Raw genomic sequence first — 24,365 nt, 5'->3', positions numbered from 1 at the left:
AAAGTTAGTTTGTCTAGCATCTAAAAATAAAAATTGACGTTTCACGTTGTTTGTTTCGTTCAGTTTTCAAAGAACTTATCTGCCGCTCAGAAGCGACTTTATTAATATAACATTTCGTTATATTTTCGTCAACAACTTTTTTCAATAAGTTGTTTTTCGTTTGTTTTGCTTGTTACCTTTCGTGGCAACGAATATAAATATACCAGTTTGATTATTAAAATGCAATAGTTTTTCTAATAAAATTTTTAACTTAGTAAAAAAGTATAAAAACAGCACATTTCTTCTATATAAATATAATTTCTCGCACCATCAAGAGCTACTATCCCTACGTAGCTCATACTCAAATAAAAAAAGCTTTGGAGAAATCTCCAAAGCTTAGTCTTGTTTATGACGCATAGCAGGGAATAATAATACATCACGAATAGATGGTGCATTCGTTAACAACATAACAAGACGATCAATACCAATTCCTAGACCACCTGTAGGAGGCATACCGTACTCAAGAGCTTCAATATAATCATCATCCATCATGTGAGCTTCATCATTACCTTGTTCGCGCTCTTTTAATTGCGCTTCAAAGCGTTCTTTTTGATCAATCGGATCATTTAGCTCCGTGAATGCATTTGCATGTTCGCGTGCAACGATAAATAATTCGAAACGATCTGTGAATCGTGGATCTTCGTCATTCTTTTTCGCAAGTGGCGAAATTTCTACCGGATGACCGTAAATAAATGTTGGTTGGATTAATTTATCTTCTACTTTTTGTTCGAAGAATTCGTTTATAATATGACCAACTTCCATCGTATCCTTAATACCTACATTATGTTCTTTTGCAAGTTCACGCGCTTCTTCTACACTCATTGGATTCCAGAAATCTGCTCCAGAATGTTCCTTGATTGCATCTACCATATGAAGACGTGTCCATTCTGGTTCTAGATTAATTTCATAATCACCATATTGGATTGTTGTTGTACCTAGTACTTGCTTCGCAATATGCGCAACCATATTTTCTGTTAGTTTCATAATATCTTTATAATCAGCATACGCTTCATATAATTCAATCATTGTAAACTCTGGATTATGACGAGTTGATACACCCTCATTACGGAATACACGACCGATTTCATAAACTTTTTCTAATCCACCCACAATAAGGCGTTTTAAATGAAGTTCAATTGCGATACGCATGTATAATTCCATATCTAACGCATTATGGTGCGTAATGAAAGGACGCGCAGAAGCTCCACCTGCAATTGCATGCATCATAGGTGTTTCCACTTCAAGATAACCATTGTCATCTAAGTATCTTCTCATTTCACGAATGATTTTACTGCGAGTAACGAATGTTTCACGGCTTTCCATACTTGTGATTAAGTCTAAGTAACGTTGACGGTAGCGTTGTTCAACATCTTTTAATCCATGATATTTATCCGGTAATGGACGAAGAGATTTCGTTAATAGTGTAAAGCCCGTTGCTTTCACCGAAAGTTCTCCAACGTTCGTTTTGAACACTTTACCTTCAATACCTACTAAATCACCTAAATCTGCTGTTTTAAACAATTCGTACTCTTCATCTCCAACAGCATCTTTACGAACATAAATTTGAACTTGTCCATGTAAATCTTGAATATGTGCAAATCCAGCTTTTCCTTTACCGCGTTTTGTCATAATACGACCAGCGATAGAAACAGAGATTTCTTTCTCTTCTAATTCTTCTTTAGAGAACTCTCCATATAAGCTTAATAAGTCATTTGTTGCATTTGTACGTTCAAATCGTTTACCAAACGGATCGATTCCTTGCTCACGTAAGTTATGTAACTTTTCACGACGAACAAGCAATTGGTCGTTTAATTCTTCGTGGTTCATGTTATCCATGGTATTGATATCACTCCAGCTCTATTAATTTTTACAATATATACAGTATAGCATTTTCTACTCAACTAGAAAAACTGCCAGCAACTAGCTGGCAGTTCTTCTTTCTTTCACGTAATTATAGGAAGTGTATAGAAGAATGTCAATCTTCCCTATCTATTATTAACCAACGTGAATTGTTTGTTGTTTCGCTTCTACTTCTTCTACAAATGCACCTAATACATTCGCAAGGTCCTCACGCGTATTACAAGCATTAATACCATTACGTACAGTTGCATTACCACGAACACCCTTTAAATACCAAGCTGCATGCTTTCTCATCTCTCTTACAGCGACATTTTCGTTCTTTAAATCGATAAGACGATCTAGATGCAACATACATACGTCAATTTTCTCACGCACTGTCGGTTCCGGCATTAATTCACCTGTTTCCAAATACTTTACCGTACGATAAATCATCCACGGGTCCCCAAGGGCAGCGCGACCAATCATAACACCGTCTACACCAATTTCATCAAGCATACGCTTTGCATCTTGTGGCGTTTCGACATCACCATTTCCGATAACCGGGATATTTACAGCTTGCTTTACTTGTTTAATAATATCCCAATCCGCTTTCCCTTCATACATTTGTACTCGTGTACGTCCATGAACTGCTACTGCTTGTCCGCCAGCACGCTCAACAGCTTTTGCATTCTCAATTGCAAAAATATGATCTGCATCCCAACCAATACGCATCTTAACTGTAACCGGCTTTTCAACAGCATCTACAACCGCCGCTACCATTTCATATATTTTATTTGGGTCTAAAAGCCACTTTGCTCCCGCGTCACACTTAATGATTTTCGGTACTGGGCAACCCATATTAATATCAATAATGTCTGCTGTCGTATATTTATCTACGTATTTCGCAGCATCTACAAGAGTTTCTTTCTCTCCACCAAAAATTTGTAAACTTAATGGCTTTTCTCTTTCATCAATATATAACATATCTAATGTTCTTTTGTTATTAAGTAATATCGCTTTATCACTTACCATTTCAGCACAAACTAAACCTGCACCAAATTCTTTTACTGTCAAACGGAATGCAGAGTTACACACTCCCGCCATCGGTGCTAATACAACCGGGTTTTTCATCTCAATATTTGCAATCTTTAACACTCGACTTACTCCTTCCTTCATAGTCACTTCGGCATTAATTCCTCCACTGAAACCTTTAATGCCTTAGCAACTTCCACTACAAAATCTTGGGAAGGCGATCGATTCCCTCTCTCAACTTCACCTAAAACAGATACAGATACCCCTAACTCTTTCGCAAAACCTTCTTGTGTATAACCTTTTAGCTTTCGAAAAGCACGAATGCGTCTTCCCCATTTTTCTGCTTCCATACCGTTACTCCCTCTCGCCTTTTCATTTCTTCTACTTGTGAACGTGAAATGTTTTGTTTTATATCTTGATTAATCTCTAACAACGGAACGATAACAAAAGCTCTTTCGAACATCCGCGGATGCGGAACAATAAGATTCTCTGCTTCAATATTTTCTTGATTATATAGTAAAATGTCAAGGTCGATGGTCCTCGGACCCCATCTAATTTCCCTTTTTCTTCCTAAATCATTCTCTACTCTTTGTGTAATTTTCAATAATTCTTGCGGTGATAAATTGGTAGAAATTTTTATAACTAAATTTAAAAAGCAACTTTGGTCAGTATAGCCAACTGGCTCTGTTTCATATACAGATGAAATATCGTTAACTTGGATATACGGGTTTTTGTTTAAAAACTGAATCGCTTCAGTTAAATACGTATAACGTTCTCCGATATTTGAACCTAATGCAATGTAAGCTATATTATTCATGGACGTTCTCTCGTAATTTCCACCGCTACAGCACGATAATGCCCAGGTATCGGCGGATCTGGTTTAATTACTTTAATTGTACAACGGAAAATGCTCTCATATTGTTTTAATATATCTGCAGCAATATTTTCAGCGATACTCTCTACAAGCTTATACGTTCTATCTTCAACAACTTTTCTACATAACTCGAAAAGCTCTCCATAATTGACAGAATGCTCTAAGTCATCACTTTCTCCTGCCTGTTTCAAATCCAACTCCACCGTTAAGTCCACTTTAAATCTCTGACCCAATTTATTTTCCTCTGGGAATACACCATGATAACCGTAAAACTCCATATCATGAACATAAATTTTATCCAATTACTTTACCCCCTTACCAATCATCGCATCCATCATCTTAGCCATACGTGCCATTTCCTTCACATCATGAACACGAACAAACTCACAACCCTTTTCAATGCCGAGACAAACGGTAGCTCCTGTTCCCTCAAGACGTTCCTCTACCGGTAAATCTAACACATGTCCAATAAAGGACTTTCTTGAAGTACCTAAGAGAACTGGATAACCCAGTACGTTTAACTGTTCTAAATTACGCATCGCTTCTAAATTTTGTTCAGGTGTTTTAGCAAAACCGATGCCTGGGTCTAAAATGATATTCTCATCTCTTACGCCAGCATCTTTAGCAATTTTGATGCTTTCATATAAATCAGCAATCATATCAGCCATTAAATTGCGGTAATTCATGTTATCGCGATTATGCATCAAGATAATAGGTACATCGTAATGAGCTGCAACTTCAGCGATTTTCGGTTCCGCCTTCGCTCCCCAAACGTCATTAATAATATGAGCGCCCGCTTCGATTGCTTGTTTTGCAACTTCAGCTTTATACGTGTCGATAGAAATAGGCAATTCCACTTCTTTTGCAACCGCCTGAATCATCGGAACAACTCGCTTTATTTCTTCTTCCACCGATACTTTAGCAAAACCCGGGCGAGTAGATTCACCGCCGATATCAATAATATGAGCACCTTCATCTCGCATTTCTTTCGCATGGCGCACCGCAGCCTCTAACTCGTTGTAACTCCCACCATCAGAAAACGAATCTGGTGTTACATTTAAAATCCCCATAATTAAAGTTTTTTCATTTAAGTTCAATGTATATTCGCCGCAGCGTAAATCATAATCCCACTTCAAACTACACATCTCCTCTTCTCAATTCATTTCTGCTCCACAATTTCTCTCTCTGCATTTCATAAAGACTCATAAACCTTTTTGTAACCATACCTACTTTACCCGGGAAATCTCGTCCCTCTATATGATAAAGCGGGACAATTTCTTGAATCGAGTTTGTTACAAAGACTTCATCAGCTGAAAGTAATTCATCTTTTGTAAAGAAACCTTCCTTTACTTCGATGCCCAGCTCTTCAGCAACCTTTATAATAAACGCACGAGTGATACCATTTAAAATCCCTGTTTTTAGCGAAGGTGTATACAAAATATCACCTTTCACGAAAAAGAGATTCGAAACAATACCCTCTGCAACATAACCTGTTTCAGTAAGGAAAATACCTTCCTTATTCACAACATTTCCAATTTCACGTTTTCCTAAAATGTTATTTAAATAATGATGAGACTTTAAGCGAGACGCACCCTCTGGTGTATTTCGCACTTGTTTTAAAACAACCCCTTCTTTTTCCACTACATCTTCAGGGGCTGCTAAAGGTTTTATAAAAACAATAACAGACGGCTCTTCATACATTTCCGTTTGCAATCCAATTTCATCTATACCCGCTGATACATTAAAACGTACATATGCATGCTCTAATTCATTCTTAACGAGTAAATTCTTCAAAATAAGCAGTACTTCATCTTTCGTCATTGTCCATTTAATTTGCAATGTATCCAGCGCATCTATTAAACGGTCATAATGATCATCCAATAAGAAAGGATGACCATTATAAATACGAAATGTCTCAAAAACTCCAAGACCATATAAATAACCATGATCATAAGGAGAAATTCTCGCTTCACTTGCTTCTACATACTCACCATTTACGTAAATTAACACGATGTCACACTTGGGCTGTATTTACGAATGAAATTCTGCAACAACTCTTTCCCGTGGGAAGTCATAATTGATTCTGGATGGAACTGTACACCTTCAATCGGTAATGTTGTATGACGGAGCGCCATAATTTCCCCTTCTTCTGTCCAAGATGTTATCTCTAAGCAATCAGGTAACGTCTCTTTCTTAACGATAAGGGAATGATAACGTGTCGCAGTAAACGGATTAGGGATATCCGAAAAAATCGTCTTTCCGTCATGATGCATAAGCGACGTTTTCCCATGCATTAAGCGCTCCGCACGTATAACCTCTCCGCCAAACACTTGTGCAATGGATTGATGTCCAAGACAAACCCCAAAAATCGGAATCTTTCCAGCAAAGTATTGAATAACCTCCATACTAACACCTGCTTCATTAGGACTACACGGACCTGGCGAAATCATTAAAAAGTCTGGTTTCATATTCTCAATATCTGAAATAGTCACTTCATCGTTACGTTTAACAACAAGCTCTTGTCCAAGTTCTCCAAGAAACTGCACTAAATTAAATGTAAAAGAATCATAATTATCAATCATTAATATCATTTCTCTCACCTAACCGTTTCTTCGCTACGTTCTTTTGCACGCCATAAAGCAATCGCCTTTTTTAACGACTCTTTATATTCATTTTCCGGATTCGAATCAATTACAATTCCCGCTCCTGCTTGTACATGTGCTTTTCCATCTTTAGCAAGCAGTGTTCTAATTACAATATTCAATTCTGTATCTCCAGAATAACCGATCCACCCGATTGAACCTGTATAAATCCCTCGGCGAACAGGTTCTAATTCTTCAATAATTTCCATCGTACGTATTTTCGGAGCACCAGTAATTGTTCCCCCAGGGAATACAGCCTTCACTAAATCAAAAGCATCTTTATCTTCTTCCACCTCACCACGCACATTAGAAACAATATGCATAACATGTGAGTATTTCTCAATTACCATAAATTCATCTACTTCTACAGTGCCATATTTACAAACACGCCCTAAATCATTTCGTTCTAAATCCACAAGCATGACGTGCTCTGCTCTTTCTTTTTCGTTCTCAATTAATTCTTTTGCTAATTCTTCATCCTCTTGCTCATTCGCCCCTCTAGATCTCGTTCCAGCAATCGGTCTTGTACTTACTTCGGTTCCCTCTTTCTTAATTAGCAACTCTGGCGATCCACTAACAATTTGAAAATCCCCGAGCTCCAAGTAACCCATATATGGAGATGGATTAATCTCACGAAGACTTGTATAGATTTCTAGTGGGTGTGTTTGTAACGTTCTTTCTTGCCTTGTCGACAAGTTTACTTGGAACACATCACCAGCCCCAATATATTCTTGAATACATTCAACCGCCTTCATAAAGCTTTCTTCTGTAAAAGCAACTGTTTCACTTTTCTCTTCAGGGCATGCAAAAGATATATTGACTTCTGGCGCTTCTGTCGCCCAAAGAATCTTCCATTCATTTAATCGCTCTTTTGCCTCTTCATGCTTATCTACATAATGTGTAATAATCCATAATACTTTTTCTTTTTGATCATAAACAAACACATCATCAAATAATAAAAAGAATATATCAGGTATATTAATGTCATCCTCCGCATGGGAAGGGAGTTTTTCAATATAACGGATGCAATCATAACTAAAGTAACCAATTGCACCACCTTGAAATGGAGGGTATTCCGGATTATAATCCGTTTTCCATCGCTCCATATATTCCTGCATTAAATCTAATGGGTTTCCTTGTTTTATTGTTTCCTTACCACTTTCGCTTATATGTAACGTTTCACCCTTCCCTCGGATTACCGCTACTGGGTTCAACCCCACAATGTTATAACGACCGCCACGTCCACTCTCTAACAAAATATGTTGCGGTTTATCCTTAGAAAGAAATTTATACTGCTTAAAGAAATCTAACTGATATGGAATAGAAAGCGCTACAGATTTTCTTCGTTGCATATCAACACCCCGTCTTCTTTTATCCCACCCTCTTAGATTAACCACCTCAAAATACATTCGTTATGTATATAAAGTGGTTATACTCGAAGGCTAGTGAAAATAAATTAATTATATTACCTCTTATTTTACATGAAGTTTTCTAGTCATTCACTCTTTTCCTATTTCCAATCCAAAAAGAAAAAGCATCCTTTTCAAGGATGCTTTTTCAATCACATATAATTAAGACTCAAATTGATAAAGCGGTGTACTTAAATAACGTTCACCGTTACTTGGGATAATAACAAGTACCTTTTTCCCTTTACCTAACTTTTTCGCAATTTCTGTTGCTGCATAAATAACTGCTCCAGAAGAGATACCCACTAAAATACCTTCCTCTTTAGCCACTCTTCTTGCATATTCAAATGCTTGCTCTGCTTTTACTTGAACAATTTCATCATATACCTCTACATCCAATGTCTCTGGGATGAATCCCGCCCCAATTCCTTGGATTTTATGTGGACCCGGTTTCCCACCAGATAGTACTGGTGAATCCGCAGGTTCTACTGCATAAATTTTAATATCTTTATACGCTTCTTTCAGCACTTCACCAGCACCAGTAATCGTTCCACCTGTACCAATACCTGCAATAAACGCATCTAATTGGTCACCCATTTGTTCAACAATTTCTGGCCCTGTTGTTAAACGATGAATTTCTGGATTCGATTGGTTTTTGAACTGTTGTGGTATAAAGTAGCCATGCTCTTTTGCTAATTCAGTCGCTTGACGAATTGCTCCACCCATTCCTTCAGGCCCTGGAGTCAATACTAATTCCGCACCGTAAGCACGTAATAAATTACGACGCTCAATACTCATTGTTTCTGGCATTACTAAAATTGCCTTATATCCTTTAGCGGCCGCTACCATCGCTAAACCAATTCCCGTGTTACCACTTGTTGGCTCAATGATTGTATCGCCTTCTTTTAATAATCCTTTTTTTTCAGCATCTTCAATCATAGCTAATGCAATACGATCTTTAACACTGCTCCCTGGATTCATAAATTCTAATTTTAAGTATATATCTGCGCTGTTTGATTCTACGATGCGGTTCAACTTAACGATCGGCGTTTTCCCGATTAATTCTGAAACTGATTGTGCCACTCGCATTCCTGTCACTCCTAACACCGAGTATTTTTATTGGTTTTATCTATATTTAGATTTTGTCAGAAAATTCCCTGTTTGTCAATCTATTTAGAGGATGGATTCCCTCACTTCCCTTATTACAAACTCTCAATTAAATTTGTAATATCTTCTTTAGAGAACTTGTATCGCTCATTACAGAAATGACAATGAACTTCTGTCTCTTCTTCTTCTTCGCGAATTTGCTCTAACTCTGTTTTACCTAAACTAATTAACACACTCTCAATACGTTCGCGTGAGCATGTGCAATTAAATTGAACATCCATCACTTCTAATACTTTTACTTTATCTTCTCCAAGAACTGCATACAGTAACTCTTCTGGAGAAAGCCCTTGTTCAATTAACGTTGATACAGGAGGAATCTTCTGCAAACGATCTTCAATGAATGAAATTGTTTCTTCCTGTGCACCTGGCATAATTTGAAGGATAAATCCACCTGCCGCTAATACGCTGTCATCTCCATTTACAAGAACGCCAACTCCTACAGAAGAAGGTGTTTGCTCAGAAACTGCAAAATAATACGTGAAGTCTTCCCCTAATTCTCCTGAAACAATTGGAGATTGACCAATAAACGGCTCACGCATACCAATATCTTTAATTACTGTTACAAATCCCTCAGTACCTACCGCTTGATATACACGTAATTTCCCTTGTTCCGTTCCTTCAAAATCAACATGTGGATTCGTTACATAACCACGTACATCCCCATTTGCATGAGCATCTACTAAGATAGGACCAATCGGACCATTACCTTCTACCTTAATCGTTAACTTTTGGTCACCTTTTAACATCGCGCCCATCATTGTACCTGCAGTTAAAGAACGACCAAGTGCCGCCGAAGCTGTTCTCCATGTATCATGACGTCTTTGCGCCTCACTTACTGTGTTTGTAGTACGTACACTATATGCACGCACTTCTCCATCAAATGCTAACGCTTTTACTAAATAATCTTTCATACTCATTTATTCACCTTTCTCATGCTGTAAATTTGCATTACGCTCGTATAACATATACAAACCTTTTAATGTTAAAAATGGATCTACAACATCAATTACATTCGATTCTTCTGAAATTAATTTCGCCAATCCACCTGTTGCAATAACTTTCGGTTCTTGTTTAGCTTCCTCTTTCATACGCTTAACAATACCTTCCACTTGTCCAACATAACCATAAAGAATACCAGATTGCATTGCACTTACCGTATTCTTTCCAACAACACTGCTTGGTTTTGTAATTTCAATACGAGGAAGTTTTGCCGCTCTACTATATAAAGCCTCTGCTGAAATCATAATTCCCGGCGTAATAACCCCACCCATATAATGCTTTTCTTCGTTAATATAACAATATGTAGTAGCCGTACCGAAATCGACAATAATAAGCGGACTTCCATACAAGTGGATTCCTGCTACCGCATTTACAATTCGGTCCGCGCCTACTTCACGTGGATTTTCATATTTAATATTTAGCCCCGTTTTTATTCCAGGACCTACTACAAGCGGTTTAATTTTAAAATACTTTTCACACATGCGCTCTAATGCAAACATAATTGGTGGTACGACTGAAGACACGATAATACCTTTCACATCTTCAAACGAAAGACCTTCATGCTCAAGCAACTGCTTTACAAGCATTCCATATTCATCTTCTGTCTTATGACGATCTGTTTCCATGCGCCAATGTTGACGAAGTTCCCCCTCTTCAAACACGCCTAGCACAGCATTTGTGTTCCCTACATCCAATACAAAAATCATATTCTCACCACTTATCTTATTTAATCTATATTTGTGCAGTATGTATAAAACTTATAAAAACATCATATCACACATACTTATATAATCAGCTTTTCTATCCTCATCATTTTACAAAAAGATTACGCTCTATTTCAATTTTTAATACCAGATTTACTTAAATTTTTTTCTACTTCATTTCGTTCCACAAATAAAAAAAGGAGTGACCATCGTCACTCCTTCACCTCTTACTTATCTTCTGATTCTTCATCGTCCTTCTTCATATTGATGTTTACTTTCACATCATCTGAAGATGTTGGACGCTCTGGCAATCTGCCGTAATCATATAAATGATTGATTTGCTCTGCATCTAACGTTTCTACTTCAAGTAACGTTTTCGCAATAATATCTAGCTTATCACGTTTTTCAGTAAGAATTTGTTTCGCGCGAGCATAACATTCTTTTATAATAGTTTGCATTTCCACATCGATTTCATGTGCAATTGCATCACTGTAGTTTTGTTCTGAATGGAAGTCTCTTCCTAAGAACACTTGACCACCTTGTGAGCTACCGAATTGCATCGGTCCAAGCTTATCACTCATACCGAATTCCGTAACCATACGTCTTGCAATACCAGTCGCACGTTGGAAGTCGTTGTGAGCACCTGTACTTGCTTCACCAAACACAATCTCTTCAGCTACTCGACCACCAAGTAAACCAGTGATTTTATCAAGTAACTCTGGTTTTGTCATGAAGTAACGATCTTCTTTCGGAAGCATTACTGCATATCCACCAGCTTGACCACGAGGGACAATTGTTACTTTATGAACGATATCTGCTTCATCAAGGACAACACCAATTACAGTATGGCCAGCTTCATGGAATGCAACGATATTACGTTCTTTTTCAGAGATAACACGACTTTTCTTAGCTGGACCTGCAATAACACGATCCGTTGCTTCATCAATGTCACTCATATCAATTTTCTTCTTATCTTGACGCGCAGCCACTAAAGCAGCTTCGTTTAATAAGTTTTCAAGATCCGCACCAGAGAACCCTGGTGTACGAGTTGCAATTGCTCTTAAGTTGATATGATCATCAAGCGGTTTATTACGAGCATGTACTTTCAGCACAGCTTCACGGCCATTTACATCTGGACGATCTACTGTAATTTGACGGTCAAAACGACCTGGACGTAATAACGCTGGATCAAGAATATCAGGACGGTTTGTTGCAGCGATGATAATAATACCTTCGTTTGCACCGAATCCATCCATTTCAACAAGTAATTGGTTCAACGTTTGCTCACGCTCATCATGGCCACCACCAAGACCTGCGCCACGTTGACGTCCTACTGCATCAATTTCATCAATGAAAATGATACAAGGAGCATTTTTCTTTGCATTTTCGAATAAATCACGTACACGTGATGCACCGACACCGACGAACATCTCTACGAAATCAGAACCACTGATAGAGAAGAATGGAACGCCTGCCTCACCTGCAACGGCACGTGCTAGTAAAGTTTTACCTGTACCTGGAGGTCCTACTAATAGAACACCCTTCGGAATACGGGCACCAACTTCAGCGAACTTACGAGGATCTTTCAAGAATTCAACTACCTCAACAAGCTCTTGTTTCTCTTCATCCGCTCCAGCAACATCTCTGAAACGAACTTTTTTCTTTTCGTCATTATATAACTTCGCCTTACTTTTCCCGAAGTTCATAACACGGCTACCGCCGCCCTGAGCCTGGTTTAATAAGAAGAAGAATAAAATGAAGATAATGACAAACGGAATGATTGAAGTAAAGAACGTTACCCAAGCACTTGTTTCTTCTGCTGGTTGATACTTAACTTCAGCACCTTGCGCTTTGTCATTAATTTTCTTTTGTAATTCCTCAGTATTTGGTGCATAAGTAACAAATTGTTCTCCTTGGCTAGAGTTGTTAAATTGTCCTTTTACCTCAAATACACCATTTTTCGGTTGAAGTTGCACATTACGCACTTCACCTTTTTCTAGTTTAGTAATGAATTTATCGTAGCTAACTGATGTCGTTTTTTGTGTCGAACCATTAAAATAGCTCACGATTCCAATTACTACTAGGAATATCAGTAAATAAAAGATGGTATTACGGAAGATACGATTCATTCCTAACCTCCTCTCACGGCATAAACACTATAGTAAATCGTAACATAGAAAAACTTTCCTATACAATTGTGACGCCTGTATTTAATTAATTTGAGTAAACACTTGGTTTTAATACTCCTACATAAGGAAGATTACGGTACTGCTCTTTATAATCTAATCCATACCCTACAACAAATTCATGTGGAACAGTAAACCCAACATAATCCGCTTTCAAATCTACCTTACGGCCTGTCGGCTTATCTAATAACGTAACAATTTTTACAGACTTCGCTTTACGATATTTGAATAGGTCTACTAAGTAACTTAGCGTAAGACCGCTATCAATAATATCTTCAACGATTAAAATATCGCGACCCTCTACAGAAGTATCAAGGTCTTTTAAAATTTTCACTTCGCCTGTTGAAACAGTAGAGTGACCGTAACTAGATACAGCCATAAAATCCATTTCAAGATATGTATCTGTTCTCTTTAATAAATCTGCCATGAATGGCATTGCGCCCTTTAATACACCAATCGCAAGAGGTATTGTGTTTTTATAATCCTCTGCAATAACCGCACCTAATTCGCGCACCTTTTCTTGTATTTGTTCTTCAGAAATTAATACTTTTTCGATATCTTGATTCATCATTTCATTATCCTCCCGGAAGACTCCTTGCTTTTGTAGTGAATAATCATATATTTATCCTTCTTTGCCGCCTCTTTCGAGATAGCAAATGCAGATCGCTTCAACAAGGGTACCCAAATAATATTCCCACTTGCATCACAAACGACCGGCCATTCTTCTCTTTTTTCTCTTGGTACTTTTGCTTCGATAAAAATAGTTTTTATCTTTTTTGTGCCATTCATACCTTGTATTGACATGCGATCTCCATTTTCTCTAGAACGAATACGAAGTGGATATGATATATCATTATACTTAGCAACAAATACTGTTTCATTCATGTTACTTGGTATGTCTTCGCTCACCTCTGTTACAAGCTTATCCCCGTTCGATAGCGTAATTGTCCCGGGCACTGATAAATCTTGTAAAAAAGGAGAAACAATTTCTTGTTTAAATCCAAAGCTGCACTCCTCGTATGCGCGAACAATTTTTAAATCACCTGGGAAATCAAGTGAACCCGAAGGTTGTGTCCGCTTAAAAAACTCGATCACTTTGTCAATATGTATAGAGGAAAGAGAAGATGGAATCTTATATTCATAAAGATAGTTTAATATTAGTTGAATCCCTCTTCTTTGTAAAGGCATAGACATGGATTCAAAGGCAGGAATTGATAAGCTAATTTGTTTATCACTTTTTTTTGTAATTACTTTATTCATTTTCTCAAAAGCTAATTCCTGCAAATACGCCTCATCCTCTTGCATCTGCATGCTAAATTTTTGGAATTTCTCATGCACTTGTGAATTTTCTTCTTTCAAATGAGGAAGAACATATTTGCGTAATCGATTCCTTGTATATACTTCCTTTTTATTACTTGGATCTATACGGGGAATTATTTTTAGCTTATTACAGTAATCAACAATCTCTTCCTTCGTTACTCCAAGTAACGGCCTAATTAAATATCCATTATGAAAAGGACGCTTCACTGCAATTCCTGCATATCCTTTCGGAGTACTCCCTCGTACAAGGCGCATTAAAATCGTCTCTACTTGATCATCACCATGATGTCCAAGAGCTACATATCTCGCATCATATTTCTTCATTATTCTTTCCAAAAATGCATATCTGCATTCTCTAGCAGCAACCTGTGCATTCATTCCGTGTTGCTGTTGATATTGCGACACATTAATCCTTATCGCTTCGCAAATAACTCCCAGCCCTTTACAAAGGTCCTGCACAAACTGTAGGTCCTCATGAGATTCATCACCTCTAAACATATGGTCCACATGTGCCACTACAATTTCGAACTGTTTTGCTGCTCTTTTTTCTAACAAATAATATAGAAGAGCCAAAGAGTCAGGACCACCAGAAACCCCTACAACAATTGTTGAACGTTCCTTTAATACATCATGCTGCTTTACAAAGTCATCTACCTTTTCAACAAATGTATCTTTCAACTTCGTAATCACCTTTCATTAAACAAGAACAGCAACGTTAGTTACCTTGTTTATAATGGTACAACTTTTACAAACATTGTGCAAAAAAAAGATATACAAAAATTACATTTTTATCTTACATCATCCGTACATATTCACAAAAGTAATAACATTATCTTTTAAAGTAAAAAAACCTAGGCATCCACCTAGGTTTTTAGAAAGAAACAGTGATAAAGAAACATCACACTTAAAATTTATTGTGCCTGCATTCCTACAATTGGAATCGTAGCCCACTTCGGCATATTTTTCTTCACTTTCGCCACAACGATAGTCATATCATCATTTATATAACCATCACAAGAGCGAATCACCTCTTCCATAATGATATCAGCAATTTCTTGCGGATCTTCGGTTTGTAATTCTTTAATTTTTCGTTTCATCCATAGTTCATGATTTTCTACATGTTGCGCTCCCTCGAAAATCCCATCGCTCATCATAATAAGGATATCGCCCGTTTTTAATTGTTCACCTACTACATCAACTTCAACATCCTCAATAATGCCCATCGGCAAATTACTTGCCTCAATTTTCAAAATATTATTCGCGCGTTTAACAAAACTCGGCGTCGATCCAATCTTTAAAAATTTCGCACTCGCATCCCGCAAATCCACCATAGCTAAATCTAACGTCGTAAACATCTCTTCTGTTGTTCTTAAAGAAAGAATAGAATTGATAGATTTAATCGCTATTTCCTCATCAATGCCTGATTGAAGTATTTTTTGTAATAATTTTACCGTTTCTTTACTCTCCATATGAGCTCTTTGCCCATTTCCCATACCATCACTAATTGCAAGCGCATATTTACCAACACTTAAATCCATCATCGCATAAGAGTCACCAGAAACAAACCCACCGCCTTTTGCAGCTGTGGCCAACCCAGTATCAAGAGAATACGTTTTTGCCGAACCAAATGATATTAAGCTGTGGCCGTTCGGATAAGAAGATTTTTCTTCATGTTTAACAACAATATTTTCCTTTAGAATGTCAGAAAGCATCGGCGCAACTAACTTTTCACATTCTCCATGTTCATTAGATGCAACTGGAATCAACATTTCAATATCAATACTTCCTCTATCTAAACAATATATATCAACATGCTCTACTTCTACGCCAAAATCACGAAACGCTTGCATAATCTGTTCTTCCTGCACTTGATGATTTTCTCGTTCTCTTTGGATCTCCTTAGCAAAATCCTCCATAACTTTTGATACACCTAATAGTTGCTCCGCTACTATTCTACGGTTTTCTTTCATTTGTTTTCGTAATTTTTGTCCTTCATAGAAGTGATCTAATTCACCCGCTACTAAATCCGTCACTTTCTTCCCTCTCACACAATGCTTGTCCCATTCACGAACTAACTTCCGATTATGCTGCAACGTCCCCTCTTCCGTTTCACTCATTATTTGTTTCATATAATCGTACGTTTTGTCGAAATTAACTACCCAGCATTGGTCCTTTTTAAAGCATGTTTGACATGTTTTTGCAGTAATTGTACTTAAGAACAAATCCGCTTCTGTCTCTTTATCTTCCTCCTCCACATATCCATATACAGAAAAGCTATTAGATAAAGCAGCAAATACATTGGCAAATTGATTAATTTTATTCGCTGTAACATCACGCATCCTTCTTAAATACTGTTGTTGATCTTGCGAATGTTCCTGTGTGCCTGGCATGAATTTAGCAATACGATCCATAACAAGTTTCGGTGTTAATAAGAAGAACATAATCGCCACACCAGATTCAATTAAAGTTGTCACAATGTTTGTTTGCTTGTCTACATATAGCGTAATCAAGCTCGTCCCAATTAATAAACCTAAACTAACACCTAAACGCTTCCCTTCTTTTAACAAACCACCAAGCAACCCAGAAAAAGCAAGTAGACTAAGTTGAGACAAACTGGAGACATTGGCTAAACTTAATATTAATCCAGTGACGACCCCCACTGTAGATCCTGTAGCAGCCCCCGCAATAAATGCAAACACGAGCACTAAATACCTAGTAAAAATATGTTGAATAGAAGCGTCATATACAAACCAATCTGTTGTCCCTGTTAAAACAGATGCTAGTAATATAATTAAACAAACAATTTCTTCTGTCTCTAGCGCTTGTTGTTTACCTTTTCGTTCTACTAAAAGCGGAACACTTTGTAAAAATATCATAGTTAATACGAAGCTAAGCCCTGCCTCAATCGTACTAACGAGTAAATCGTACATGGTGACAGTTTGTTGCGCGAAATATACGACAACTAAATGTGCGGTTAATGCGGAGATAAATACTTGGAATGGAACAAGTCCAACAGTTTTACGTGTAAACCGACTAAAGAAGATATTATAAATGAAGAAAGTAAAAATAGATGCAAAGGTAAAGAATAAATTATCTATCGAAACTGAAAGTGCGCCCCCCATAAGAGCCAAGAACGCGAGCGGCATTTTATCCCGCTTCATAACATAAACAGCGGCAAAAAACGGCAGTGCAAACGGTAAAATGTTTGTTAATATATATGCTCGTCCCAAAAGAAAACCAATAACAACAATAATAAATCCCCATCTAAAGAAAACCTGTTCAAACTTCATTCGCAACTTACTCGTCCACTTTACTGCTCCAAGCTGACTCTCATTCATTGCCAATGCACTTGTATTCATAGTATTCCTTCCTGCTTTAGGCATATTTTTAACACCACCTGCATAGTTTAATTACTGTCATTATAAAAGATGATTATTGGGATTTTTGTCAAAACAACAGTTTTCACTTTTATAATCGTTCGACTTTTTATTCGAAATAACTCTACATATATACACGGTATGTAATTTATTCTCACTATTTTAATTGAACATTCAGAAAATATAGGGTGATTTTGTAGAAGTGTTGTATGTCTTAATTTATTTAACAAAAAAAGATCATGCAAATTTGCATGATCTTTTTAGGATGACCCGTACGGGATTCGAACCCGTGTTACCGCCGTGAAAGGGCGGTGTCTTAACCACTTGACCAACGGGCCGTTAAATTAAATATAGCGGCGGAGGGGATCGAACCCCCGACCTCACGGGTATGAACCGTACGCTCTAGCCAGCTGAGCTACACCGCCATGTCGTCTTATTTAACGGACAATTAGTATCTTACCTCAGATATATTTTAAAGTCAACACATATTGAAAACTTTTTTAAAAATATATTTTCACATATAAAAAAGCACCCCGAGCAATCGCCCTGGGTACCTCTCTATATGCTAAGAATTAAACGTTCTTATTATCCGCGACGTGCGCCACGGCCACCACGTTTAGATTCTGTGTTACGCTTTAAAGAAGTTAAACGATCTTCACTGTCCTTTAAGAAGCGTGCCATCTTTTGCTCGAATGTTTCTTTTGGAGCTCGTTCGTTACCGCCGCCACGGTTATCTCTGTTGAAAGAACGATTACGTTGTGGACGTCCAGAACGTTGTTGATCGCCACCGCCACCGCGTTGGTATTCACCACGTGGACGATCTCCTTCTGTTTTTTCACGCTCTTTCGCTTTTTTAATAGATAGACCGATCTTACCATCTTTTTCAACGTTAATAACTTTTACTTCTACTTGGTCGCCCACTTTTAAGTGATCGTTAATATCTTTCACATAATTATCAGCAACTTCACTAATATGAACAAGACCCGTTAAGCCTTCTGGCAGCTCCACAAAAGCCCCAAAATTTGTAATACCTGTTACTTTACCCTGTAACTTGCTGCCTACCTCGATTGACATAAAAAAAATGCTCCTCCTTAGTGGTTAAAAAGTCAAATTTTACTTTATTATATATAATCCTAAAATATAGTGTCAATAAGACATACTCTACTTAGAAACAGGAAAAATTATCTCCCCTTTTCCAGAGAAGAAATAATCCCTTCTAGCAATCTTTAATACGTACTCTTCATCATTCAACTTTTGAACTTCGTCTTTTAGACTCTTTTCTTTATTCGTTAATGAATCCAGTTCTTTTTTCATGTCCTTAACTTTTGCTTCTTTTGCTCTAATGGAACTGTTTTGTTGATAAAACGTTACACTAATACTCGCAATAATTGTAAAAGCAAAGACAAGAAAAACCGCTAAACGGCGATAAAGTCGCTTCCTGTTCTCATCCGTTTGTATTATATGCTCTTTAACAGGATTTGGACTCTGTTTTTCGATTGTTCTTTGTCTCAGTTCCCTCATTTCCGAGGTCCCCCTAACTTCTTTTTTATACGCCCCCATAATTGGAAGATGTGTCCCTTCAATTTTGCTATATATTGCAGGAACCCTACATGTTTCATTATAAAAAGTTTAACACGATTAGGGAGAAGTTTCCATATGAGCGAAGCAATAAATCGAACAGGCCAGAAAAAAACTTTCCATATGAAAAGTAATATCCAAATCACCATTTTCCATAACACATGTCCAATTGAAAGCAGTATACGAAATAAGAATAATATAAATGCAATAAATAGCTGCGCTATAATAATAACAGGTTTTATCATGAGTAGCTTTATAATTTGAACAAAAAAGTGTGTTGTTTGCATAAAAATATAGATGAGAAAATTTAACAGTCTCATGTATATTGCTTTCAATAAGCTTTGATATGCCGCAAAACCACATAATAATGCCAAAAATACATATATACGTAGTTCAGCTTCATTTACAAGAAGCAGTACATAAAAAACGAATAATGCTTGGACAATCCAAAATAGTATATCATGTATAAATACAAGCCAACGTTTACGTTCTTGCCGCTTTAAAAATCGTTGGTATGTATCTAAAGACGCTCCAATCCAAGCACCCATTCCGATCATTGAGAGCATCGTATACAACTGAATTGTTAGGCTCATTTAAACAACTTACTAAAGAATCCTTTAGTTTTCTCCCCTTGATTCTCATCAATATACAGCATCTCATGAACTTTCCCTTTAATCGATACAACACCTTTTTCTACATCTAAATTTTTCATTTGCAAATTTTGACCACGAATTGTTAAAAAACCCATTACGGTCTCAAGTAAAAACTCCTCGCTATCAAAACTCTCTACCTGCTTTACACCGGTAATATCAATTACACGCCTGCCACGCATAATAATATCATGCTCTACCGAAACATTTTGTTGATTAGAAGACATAGGTGAGTAACCATTATCCACGTAAATCCCCCCATAGATTTATACTAGCTAATAGTAATGTATGAAGGGATAATTGATTTTAGAACAAGCCTTCTTCAGCCTTTACTTTTTCTTCGCGAACTAAACTATACATATTTGCTGCATCTTCTTTTTTAGTCGTTTCTTTCAATTCGTTTATTTTTACAGTTACTATTTTTTGACCAAAACGAATTGTTAATTCATCAGCTACTTTTACATCTGAACTCGCTTTTGCCACTTGACCATTAATTGATATTCTTCCTTGATCAGCTACTTCTTTCGCTAATGTTCTTCTTTTAATTAAACGTGATACTTTCAAAAACTTATCTAGACGCATATCAAATCCCCCTATTAACGCTCTGTTTGTTTTGCCTCTTCCCATAAAACGTCTAACTGCTCTAATGATAAATCTTGCATCTCTTTATTCATTTCAGCTACCTTTGCTTCCATGTATAAGAAACGACCGACGAATTTCTCATTCGTTGAACGTAACGCCTCTTCGGGATCTATTTTATAATGACGAGCTATATTCACAAACGCAAATAGTAAATCGCCAAATTCACCTAACATTTTCGCCTCATCCATATTTGTAACTTCTTGTTGGAACTCTTGCCATTCTTCTAAGGCTTTCTCTATCATCGGTTGTACATCAACCCAATCGAAACCAACTTTGCCAGCTTTTTTCTGGATTTCATAGGCGCGTAGTAACTGTGGCAAACTTTTTGGAACCCCATTTAAAACAGATTCTTTCACGAATCCTTTTTCTTGTTTTTTAATTTCTTCCCAATTGGCAATTACTTCATCGGCATTATTTACATCCGTATTCCCAAATACATGCGGGTGGCGGCGAACCATTTTCTCAGATAAAGTTCGAATAATATCATCTATAGAGAACCAACCTTCATCCTCCCCGATTTGAGCATGCAACATAACTTGTAATAATATATCACCCAGTTCTTCTACTAAGTGATCATCATCCTCTTCATCAATTGCTTCCAACACTTCATAAGCTTCCTCAATTAAATACTTCTTTAAAGATTGATGTGTTTGCTTTTTATCCCACGGACAACCATTCGGTCCACGAAGGTCTGCAATAATTTCTCTAAGCACATCAAACTGTTGATACAAGGACGCGCGTTCTTTAACTGGTGGTACATATACACTCGTTAAATTATTCAACTCTGTTTCATGATCTAACATGTACAACGGCACCTTTTTAAGTTGTTCAAATGAAGTCCCTGCAGCTGTTACGATATACACTTCATAATCATCTGATAGCATCTCCATTAATGTTAATTTCACATCAGATGCAACGAATGCGTCATATACTTGGCAAAAGATTAAATGTTGACGTAATTCTAATTGTCCTCTTTCAAATGATGTGGCGTCAATTAATTGGAATCCTTCAATCGGATCAATCTTTAGACTCGCAAACATGGGATCAAGGAAACTTTGTCCACCTTCAATGCGCACTTCAACATTCGCTACTTCACCTTTTTCCAACAGTAGCTGAACCGTTCTTTCCGCTACAAGCGGATGCCCTGGCACGGCATAGATGATTTCTGTGCCTTCAGCTTGTTCTAACAATGTATTCGCGATTGTTTCATATACAATTTCAAATGTATCATGCGCTTCATATACACTGTCAAAGGCTGTATATTGTATACCTTCTTTCTCCAACTCTTCTATAACGGGATGTTCCTTCGTTCTAACAAACATGTGATCTGCTTCTTTTATTTTTCGATATACACCCATCGTTAACTGATCTAACTCACCAGCACCTAATCCTAAAATAGTAATGATTCCACTCACAACCTGCCACCTCTATCCACTCTTCTTCAATGAACCTTCTTTTTTCTCTTTTTTCATAACGGTTCCTATTTCCGCTTTTGTAAATACACGTAATTTTAAAATTAAAAACACATATGTTAATCCACCGATAGCTACACCTAACAATGCCTCAAGTGTTGCAATTCCTCTATGCCTTGTATCAATTACTAATCCAGACATTTGCATCAAACGTATAAATATTATTAATACAAACCCCATACCGATACCACTAATAACTACACCTAACATATTACGCTTATCGATAAGCGATTCGGATACAGCTTGCATAAGTAATGCACTATTTAGCACAGAAATTACAATTAACGCAACTAGTGTTGCAATTGCAGCTCCCTTCACACCAAAATACGGCATTAATGTATAATTTAAAACTAACTTTAAACAACCCCCAAATATAACGAATATTGCTGGTTTTAATGTTTGTCCTAACCCTTGCAAAATAGAAGCAGTTGTAATCGACAATGAACTAAATAAAATAGATAAAGATAAAATGGATAAAACATCTGACCCATCACTATTTTCAAACAACATAATATTCGTAGGCTGAATAATACAAGTTAATCCAATGGCAGCTGCAAATCCAATAACAAATGTTATTTTCATTGCTAACTTTACCTTTTCTCGAATAAAGGAAAGATCTCCTCTTTCCTTCGCCGCTGTAATAATTGGAATAAGTGACAATGAGAAAGAAGTTGTCACGACAGTACCTAATTGCATAAGCGGGATACTTCTGTCGTAAACACCTTTTAATACCTTTGCACTTTCAGCTTGCTCTCCTGCCCCAATAAGTAAGGAATAGAAGGAAATGGAATCAGCCATTTGTATAAAAATAAGTACTAAGTTACTAACACAAATCGCCAATCCCTGCCAAAACAGAATTTTAATGATCCTCTTTTTTCCCTTAATTCTCTTTACACTCTTGAAAAATATAGAACGAAAGTCATGACGCATATAAAGTACAAGTACGATAATCCCAATTAGTCCGCCTGCGATTGAACCTAACATAGCACCTGCACCGACTGTATATAAATCAAATCCGCGAGCAATTAGGAATAGAGATAAAAATACAATAATAGAAACACGTATTGTTTGTTCTATCACTTGCGAAACAGCTGTTGGCATCATATTATTGAACCCCTGAAAATATCCTCTTGCTACAGATAAAAACGGCATCAATATGAATGAAAATGAAATAACACGTAATAACTTATCTAAGTGTATATCACCCATGGCTGCTGCAATTGTTTCGGCACCAAAAAACAATGTAAAAAAGCCTACGAAACCAATTCCTAATAAAAACCAAAAAGATACACAGATAATTTCTTCTGCTTCTTGTTGTTTCCCTCGCTCTAATCGTTCCGCAACCATTTTTGAAATTATAATGGGGAACCCATAAGTAGCTAAAATTAAACAAAATCCATAAAACGGATAAATTTGTTGGTAAATATAAAAACCAATATCACCCGCTATATTTTGATATGGAATACGGTAAAAAGCGCTTAATACCTTTGTAACAAAACTTGCGATTGTTAATATAATAGCCCCACGCCAAAAGGCTTGATACTTCTTCGATTCCATACAAGAAAACTCCTTTTTCTATTCTCACCCCTCGTATTATATCATAAAGAAAAGAACAAGCTTCCTTGCCTACACGAGTAATAATACGTTCGTGCAACGCTAGAAATGTTCAACGAAAAAAGGTAGCAAAGCGCTACCTTCATTCAATATACATATATCTCCAAATATTTGATTTCTCAAGAAGAAATATCATAATTAGGAAAGATTGCTACTTCTAAAATTCGATATAGCCTTACTGCTCCATTTGTTTCGCTAAAAAGCTTGCAGCTGTATTTACTGACTTATGCTCTACTTCACTTATAATATCCTCTTTAGAGAAGATAACAACAGCTCCAATTGGATCCCCATTCGCAACAATCGGGCCAATTGTATAGGAACTCACTTTTTCTGTTACTCCATCAATAATTGAAATTTCGCTTTCATCTGTCATAATTACAGACTTACGCTCTTCCATTGTCTTCTCAATTAAATCGCCAACACTTTTATTTAAGTATTCTTTTTTAGATACGCCTGCTACTGCGATAATAGAATCACGATCGCATACAAGCACATTATGTCCTAAGCTATCGTATAAAGCTTCCGTATATTCCTTTGCAAAATTACCTAGTTCACTAATTGGAGAATATTTTTTCAAAATCACTTCTCCATCGCGATCAACAAATATTTCTAGTGGGTCTCCTTCTCGAATACGTAAAGTTCTACGAATTTCCTTCGGGATTACTACCCTACCTAAATCATCAATTCGACGTACGATTCCAGTTGCTTTCATTCTAATGCTGCCTCACTTTCTACTGATGATCAAAGTGGTGAATTTACCTGTTCATGTAAAAATCACCAACTGTTAGACATAGTATTTTACACATTAGTTCTTCTATGCACGC

General features: G+C 36.9%; 24 protein-coding genes and 2 tRNA genes. All 26 read right to left on the bottom strand.

The window, feature by feature from the left end:
• Positions 1-375: 375 nt before the first annotated feature.
• Complete coding sequence (lysS, locus tag JDS82_RS27410) at positions 376-1,875, bottom strand: lysine--tRNA ligase (RefSeq protein WP_000369672.1); 1,500 nt, start codon at positions 1,873-1,875, stop codon at positions 376-378.
• 159 nt (positions 1,876-2,034) lie between these two features.
• A complete protein-coding gene (dusB, locus tag JDS82_RS27405) occupies positions 2,035-3,033 on the bottom strand; it encodes a tRNA dihydrouridine synthase DusB (RefSeq protein WP_000912237.1) in 999 nt (332 codons plus the stop codon).
• 23 nt (positions 3,034-3,056) lie between these two features.
• Positions 3,057-3,260, bottom strand: coding sequence for a helix-turn-helix domain-containing protein (locus tag JDS82_RS27400; protein WP_000387029.1), 204 nt, complete (start codon positions 3,258-3,260; stop codon positions 3,057-3,059).
• Entirely contained in the window at positions 3,212-3,727 is a 516-nt protein-coding gene (gene folK, locus JDS82_RS27395; protein WP_001059453.1) for a 2-amino-4-hydroxy-6-hydroxymethyldihydropteridine diphosphokinase, read from the bottom strand. Before folK ends, JDS82_RS27400 begins: the two co-directional genes overlap by 49 nt.
• Positions 3,724-4,086, bottom strand: a complete 363-nt coding sequence (gene folB / locus JDS82_RS27390) for a dihydroneopterin aldolase (RefSeq protein ID WP_000358076.1) — start codon at positions 4,084-4,086, stop codon at positions 3,724-3,726. The genes folK and folB overlap by 4 nt, the downstream gene beginning before the upstream one ends.
• On the bottom strand, positions 4,087-4,929 hold the full coding sequence (gene folP / locus JDS82_RS27385; RefSeq protein WP_080345367.1) for a dihydropteroate synthase: 843 nt from the start codon (positions 4,927-4,929) through the stop codon (positions 4,087-4,089).
• Positions 4,922-5,794 (bottom strand): aminodeoxychorismate lyase, encoded by an 873-nt coding sequence (pabC, locus tag JDS82_RS27380; protein ID WP_000909864.1) that lies wholly within the window; start codon positions 5,792-5,794, stop codon positions 4,922-4,924. The genes folP and pabC overlap by 8 nt, the downstream gene beginning before the upstream one ends.
• Positions 5,788-6,375, bottom strand: a complete 588-nt coding sequence (gene pabA, locus JDS82_RS27375) for an aminodeoxychorismate/anthranilate synthase component II (protein WP_199714242.1) — start codon at positions 6,373-6,375, stop codon at positions 5,788-5,790. The genes pabC and pabA overlap by 7 nt, the downstream gene beginning before the upstream one ends.
• Before the next feature lie 5 nt (positions 6,376-6,380).
• On the bottom strand, positions 6,381-7,778 hold the full coding sequence (pabB, locus tag JDS82_RS27370) for an aminodeoxychorismate synthase component I (RefSeq protein WP_199714241.1): 1,398 nt from the start codon (positions 7,776-7,778) through the stop codon (positions 6,381-6,383).
• Positions 7,779-7,997: 219 nt separating this feature from the next.
• Positions 7,998-8,921, bottom strand: coding sequence for a cysteine synthase A (cysK, locus tag JDS82_RS27365; protein WP_001261726.1), 924 nt, complete (start codon positions 8,919-8,921; stop codon positions 7,998-8,000).
• 113 nt (positions 8,922-9,034) lie between these two features.
• The gene (hslO, locus tag JDS82_RS27360) at positions 9,035-9,910 is read right to left on the bottom strand and encodes a redox-regulated molecular chaperone HslO (protein ID WP_033658948.1); all 876 of its coding nucleotides are present in this window, start codon (positions 9,908-9,910) and stop codon (positions 9,035-9,037) included.
• Positions 9,911-9,916: 6 nt separating this feature from the next.
• Entirely contained in the window at positions 9,917-10,705 is a 789-nt protein-coding gene (locus JDS82_RS27355; protein ID WP_000578367.1) for a type III pantothenate kinase, read from the bottom strand.
• A 224-nt stretch (positions 10,706-10,929) separates the two neighbouring features.
• Entirely contained in the window at positions 10,930-12,831 is a 1,902-nt protein-coding gene (gene ftsH, locus JDS82_RS27350) for an ATP-dependent zinc metalloprotease FtsH (protein ID WP_001079657.1), read from the bottom strand.
• A gap of 85 nt (positions 12,832-12,916) precedes the next feature.
• Positions 12,917-13,459, bottom strand: coding sequence for a hypoxanthine phosphoribosyltransferase (gene hpt, locus JDS82_RS27345; protein ID WP_000981845.1), 543 nt, complete (start codon positions 13,457-13,459; stop codon positions 12,917-12,919).
• The gene (tilS, locus tag JDS82_RS27340; RefSeq protein ID WP_199714240.1) at positions 13,456-14,886 is read right to left on the bottom strand and encodes a tRNA lysidine(34) synthetase TilS; all 1,431 of its coding nucleotides are present in this window, start codon (positions 14,884-14,886) and stop codon (positions 13,456-13,458) included. The genes hpt and tilS overlap by 4 nt, the downstream gene beginning before the upstream one ends.
• A gap of 233 nt (positions 14,887-15,119) precedes the next feature.
• Positions 15,120-17,591, bottom strand: a complete 2,472-nt coding sequence (spoIIE, locus tag JDS82_RS27335) for a stage II sporulation protein E (protein ID WP_001123543.1) — start codon at positions 17,589-17,591, stop codon at positions 15,120-15,122.
• A gap of 260 nt (positions 17,592-17,851) precedes the next feature.
• Positions 17,852-17,923 (bottom strand) — tRNA-Glu (locus JDS82_RS27330).
• A gap of 13 nt (positions 17,924-17,936) precedes the next feature.
• A tRNA-Met gene (locus JDS82_RS27325) sits at positions 17,937-18,010 on the bottom strand.
• Between the two features lie 160 nt (positions 18,011-18,170).
• Positions 18,171-18,659, bottom strand: a complete 489-nt coding sequence (locus JDS82_RS27320) for a S1 domain-containing RNA-binding protein (protein WP_000021454.1) — start codon at positions 18,657-18,659, stop codon at positions 18,171-18,173.
• An 87-nt stretch (positions 18,660-18,746) separates the two neighbouring features.
• A complete protein-coding gene (gene divIC, locus JDS82_RS27315) occupies positions 18,747-19,106 on the bottom strand; it encodes a cell division protein DivIC (RefSeq protein WP_001208737.1) in 360 nt (119 codons plus the stop codon).
• Positions 19,103-19,756: a spore cortex biosynthesis protein YabQ gene (gene yabQ, locus JDS82_RS27310; protein WP_000059764.1), complete on the bottom strand. Its 654-nt coding sequence runs from the start codon at positions 19,754-19,756 to the stop codon at positions 19,103-19,105. Before yabQ ends, divIC begins: the two co-directional genes overlap by 4 nt.
• A complete protein-coding gene (yabP, locus tag JDS82_RS27305; RefSeq protein WP_000368630.1) occupies positions 19,753-20,061 on the bottom strand; it encodes a sporulation protein YabP in 309 nt (102 codons plus the stop codon). Before yabP ends, yabQ begins: the two co-directional genes overlap by 4 nt.
• Before the next feature lie 58 nt (positions 20,062-20,119).
• On the bottom strand, positions 20,120-20,395 hold the full coding sequence (locus JDS82_RS27300) for an RNA-binding S4 domain-containing protein (RefSeq protein WP_001234876.1): 276 nt from the start codon (positions 20,393-20,395) through the stop codon (positions 20,120-20,122).
• Between the two features lie 14 nt (positions 20,396-20,409).
• Complete coding sequence (gene yabN / locus JDS82_RS27295) at positions 20,410-21,870, bottom strand: bifunctional methyltransferase/pyrophosphohydrolase YabN (RefSeq protein WP_199714239.1); 1,461 nt, start codon at positions 21,868-21,870, stop codon at positions 20,410-20,412.
• A 12-nt stretch (positions 21,871-21,882) separates the two neighbouring features.
• Positions 21,883-23,484, bottom strand: a complete 1,602-nt coding sequence (locus JDS82_RS27290; protein ID WP_000444150.1) for a putative polysaccharide biosynthesis protein — start codon at positions 23,482-23,484, stop codon at positions 21,883-21,885.
• A gap of 232 nt (positions 23,485-23,716) precedes the next feature.
• Positions 23,717-24,253 carry a stage V sporulation protein T gene (gene spoVT / locus JDS82_RS27285; protein ID WP_000648313.1) on the bottom strand — a complete coding sequence of 179 codons (537 nt, stop codon included), beginning with the start codon at positions 24,251-24,253 and terminating at the stop codon, positions 23,717-23,719.
• Positions 24,254-24,365 lie beyond the last annotated feature (112 nt).

The organism is Bacillus cereus group sp. N14, assembly GCF_016483555.1.
In the GTDB taxonomy this organism is placed as follows: domain Bacteria; phylum Bacillota; class Bacilli; order Bacillales; family Bacillaceae_G; genus Bacillus_A; species Bacillus_A wiedmannii.
The sequence above is the reverse complement of the archived record's forward strand: the minus strand, read 5'-3'. Positions and strand labels throughout refer to the sequence as shown.

Coding starts and splice junctions, on each gene's coding strand:
- pabB (WP_199714241.1), bottom strand. CDS start 7,778: ATGCAACGAAGAAAATCTGTAGCGCTTTCTATTCCATATCAGTTAGAT.
- JDS82_RS27320 (WP_000021454.1), bottom strand. CDS start 18,659: ATGTCAATCGAGGTAGGCAGCAAGTTACAGGGTAAAGTAACAGGTATT.
- spoIIE (WP_001123543.1), bottom strand. CDS start 17,591: ATGCCTAAAGCAGGAAGGAATACTATGAATACAAGTGCATTGGCAATG.
- pabA (WP_199714242.1), bottom strand. CDS start 6,375: ATGATATTAATGATTGATAATTATGATTCTTTTACATTTAATTTAGTG.
- JDS82_RS27300 (WP_001234876.1), bottom strand. CDS start 20,395: ATGCGTCTAGATAAGTTTTTGAAAGTATCACGTTTAATTAAAAGAAGA.
- JDS82_RS27355 (WP_000578367.1), bottom strand. CDS start 10,705: ATGATTTTTGTATTGGATGTAGGGAACACAAATGCTGTGCTAGGCGTG.
- JDS82_RS27290 (WP_000444150.1), bottom strand. CDS start 23,484: ATGGAATCGAAGAAGTATCAAGCCTTTTGGCGTGGGGCTATTATATTA.
- lysS (WP_000369672.1), bottom strand. CDS start 1,875: ATGGATAACATGAACCACGAAGAATTAAACGACCAATTGCTTGTTCGT.
- folP (WP_080345367.1), bottom strand. CDS start 4,929: ATGTGTAGTTTGAAGTGGGATTATGATTTACGCTGCGGCGAATATACA.
- folK (WP_001059453.1), bottom strand. CDS start 3,727: ATGAATAATATAGCTTACATTGCATTAGGTTCAAATATCGGAGAACGT.
- ftsH (WP_001079657.1), bottom strand. CDS start 12,831: ATGAATCGTATCTTCCGTAATACCATCTTTTATTTACTGATATTCCTA.
- spoVT (WP_000648313.1), bottom strand. CDS start 24,253: ATGAAAGCAACTGGAATCGTACGTCGAATTGATGATTTAGGTAGGGTA.
- divIC (WP_001208737.1), bottom strand. CDS start 19,106: ATGAGGGAACTGAGACAAAGAACAATCGAAAAACAGAGTCCAAATCCT.
- cysK (WP_001261726.1), bottom strand. CDS start 8,921: ATGCGAGTGGCACAATCAGTTTCAGAATTAATCGGGAAAACGCCGATC.
- JDS82_RS27400 (WP_000387029.1), bottom strand. CDS start 3,260: ATGGAAGCAGAAAAATGGGGAAGACGCATTCGTGCTTTTCGAAAGCTA.
- hslO (WP_033658948.1), bottom strand. CDS start 9,910: ATGAAAGATTATTTAGTAAAAGCGTTAGCATTTGATGGAGAAGTGCGT.
- yabQ (WP_000059764.1), bottom strand. CDS start 19,756: ATGAGCCTAACAATTCAGTTGTATACGATGCTCTCAATGATCGGAATG.
- hpt (WP_000981845.1), bottom strand. CDS start 13,459: ATGATGAATCAAGATATCGAAAAAGTATTAATTTCTGAAGAACAAATA.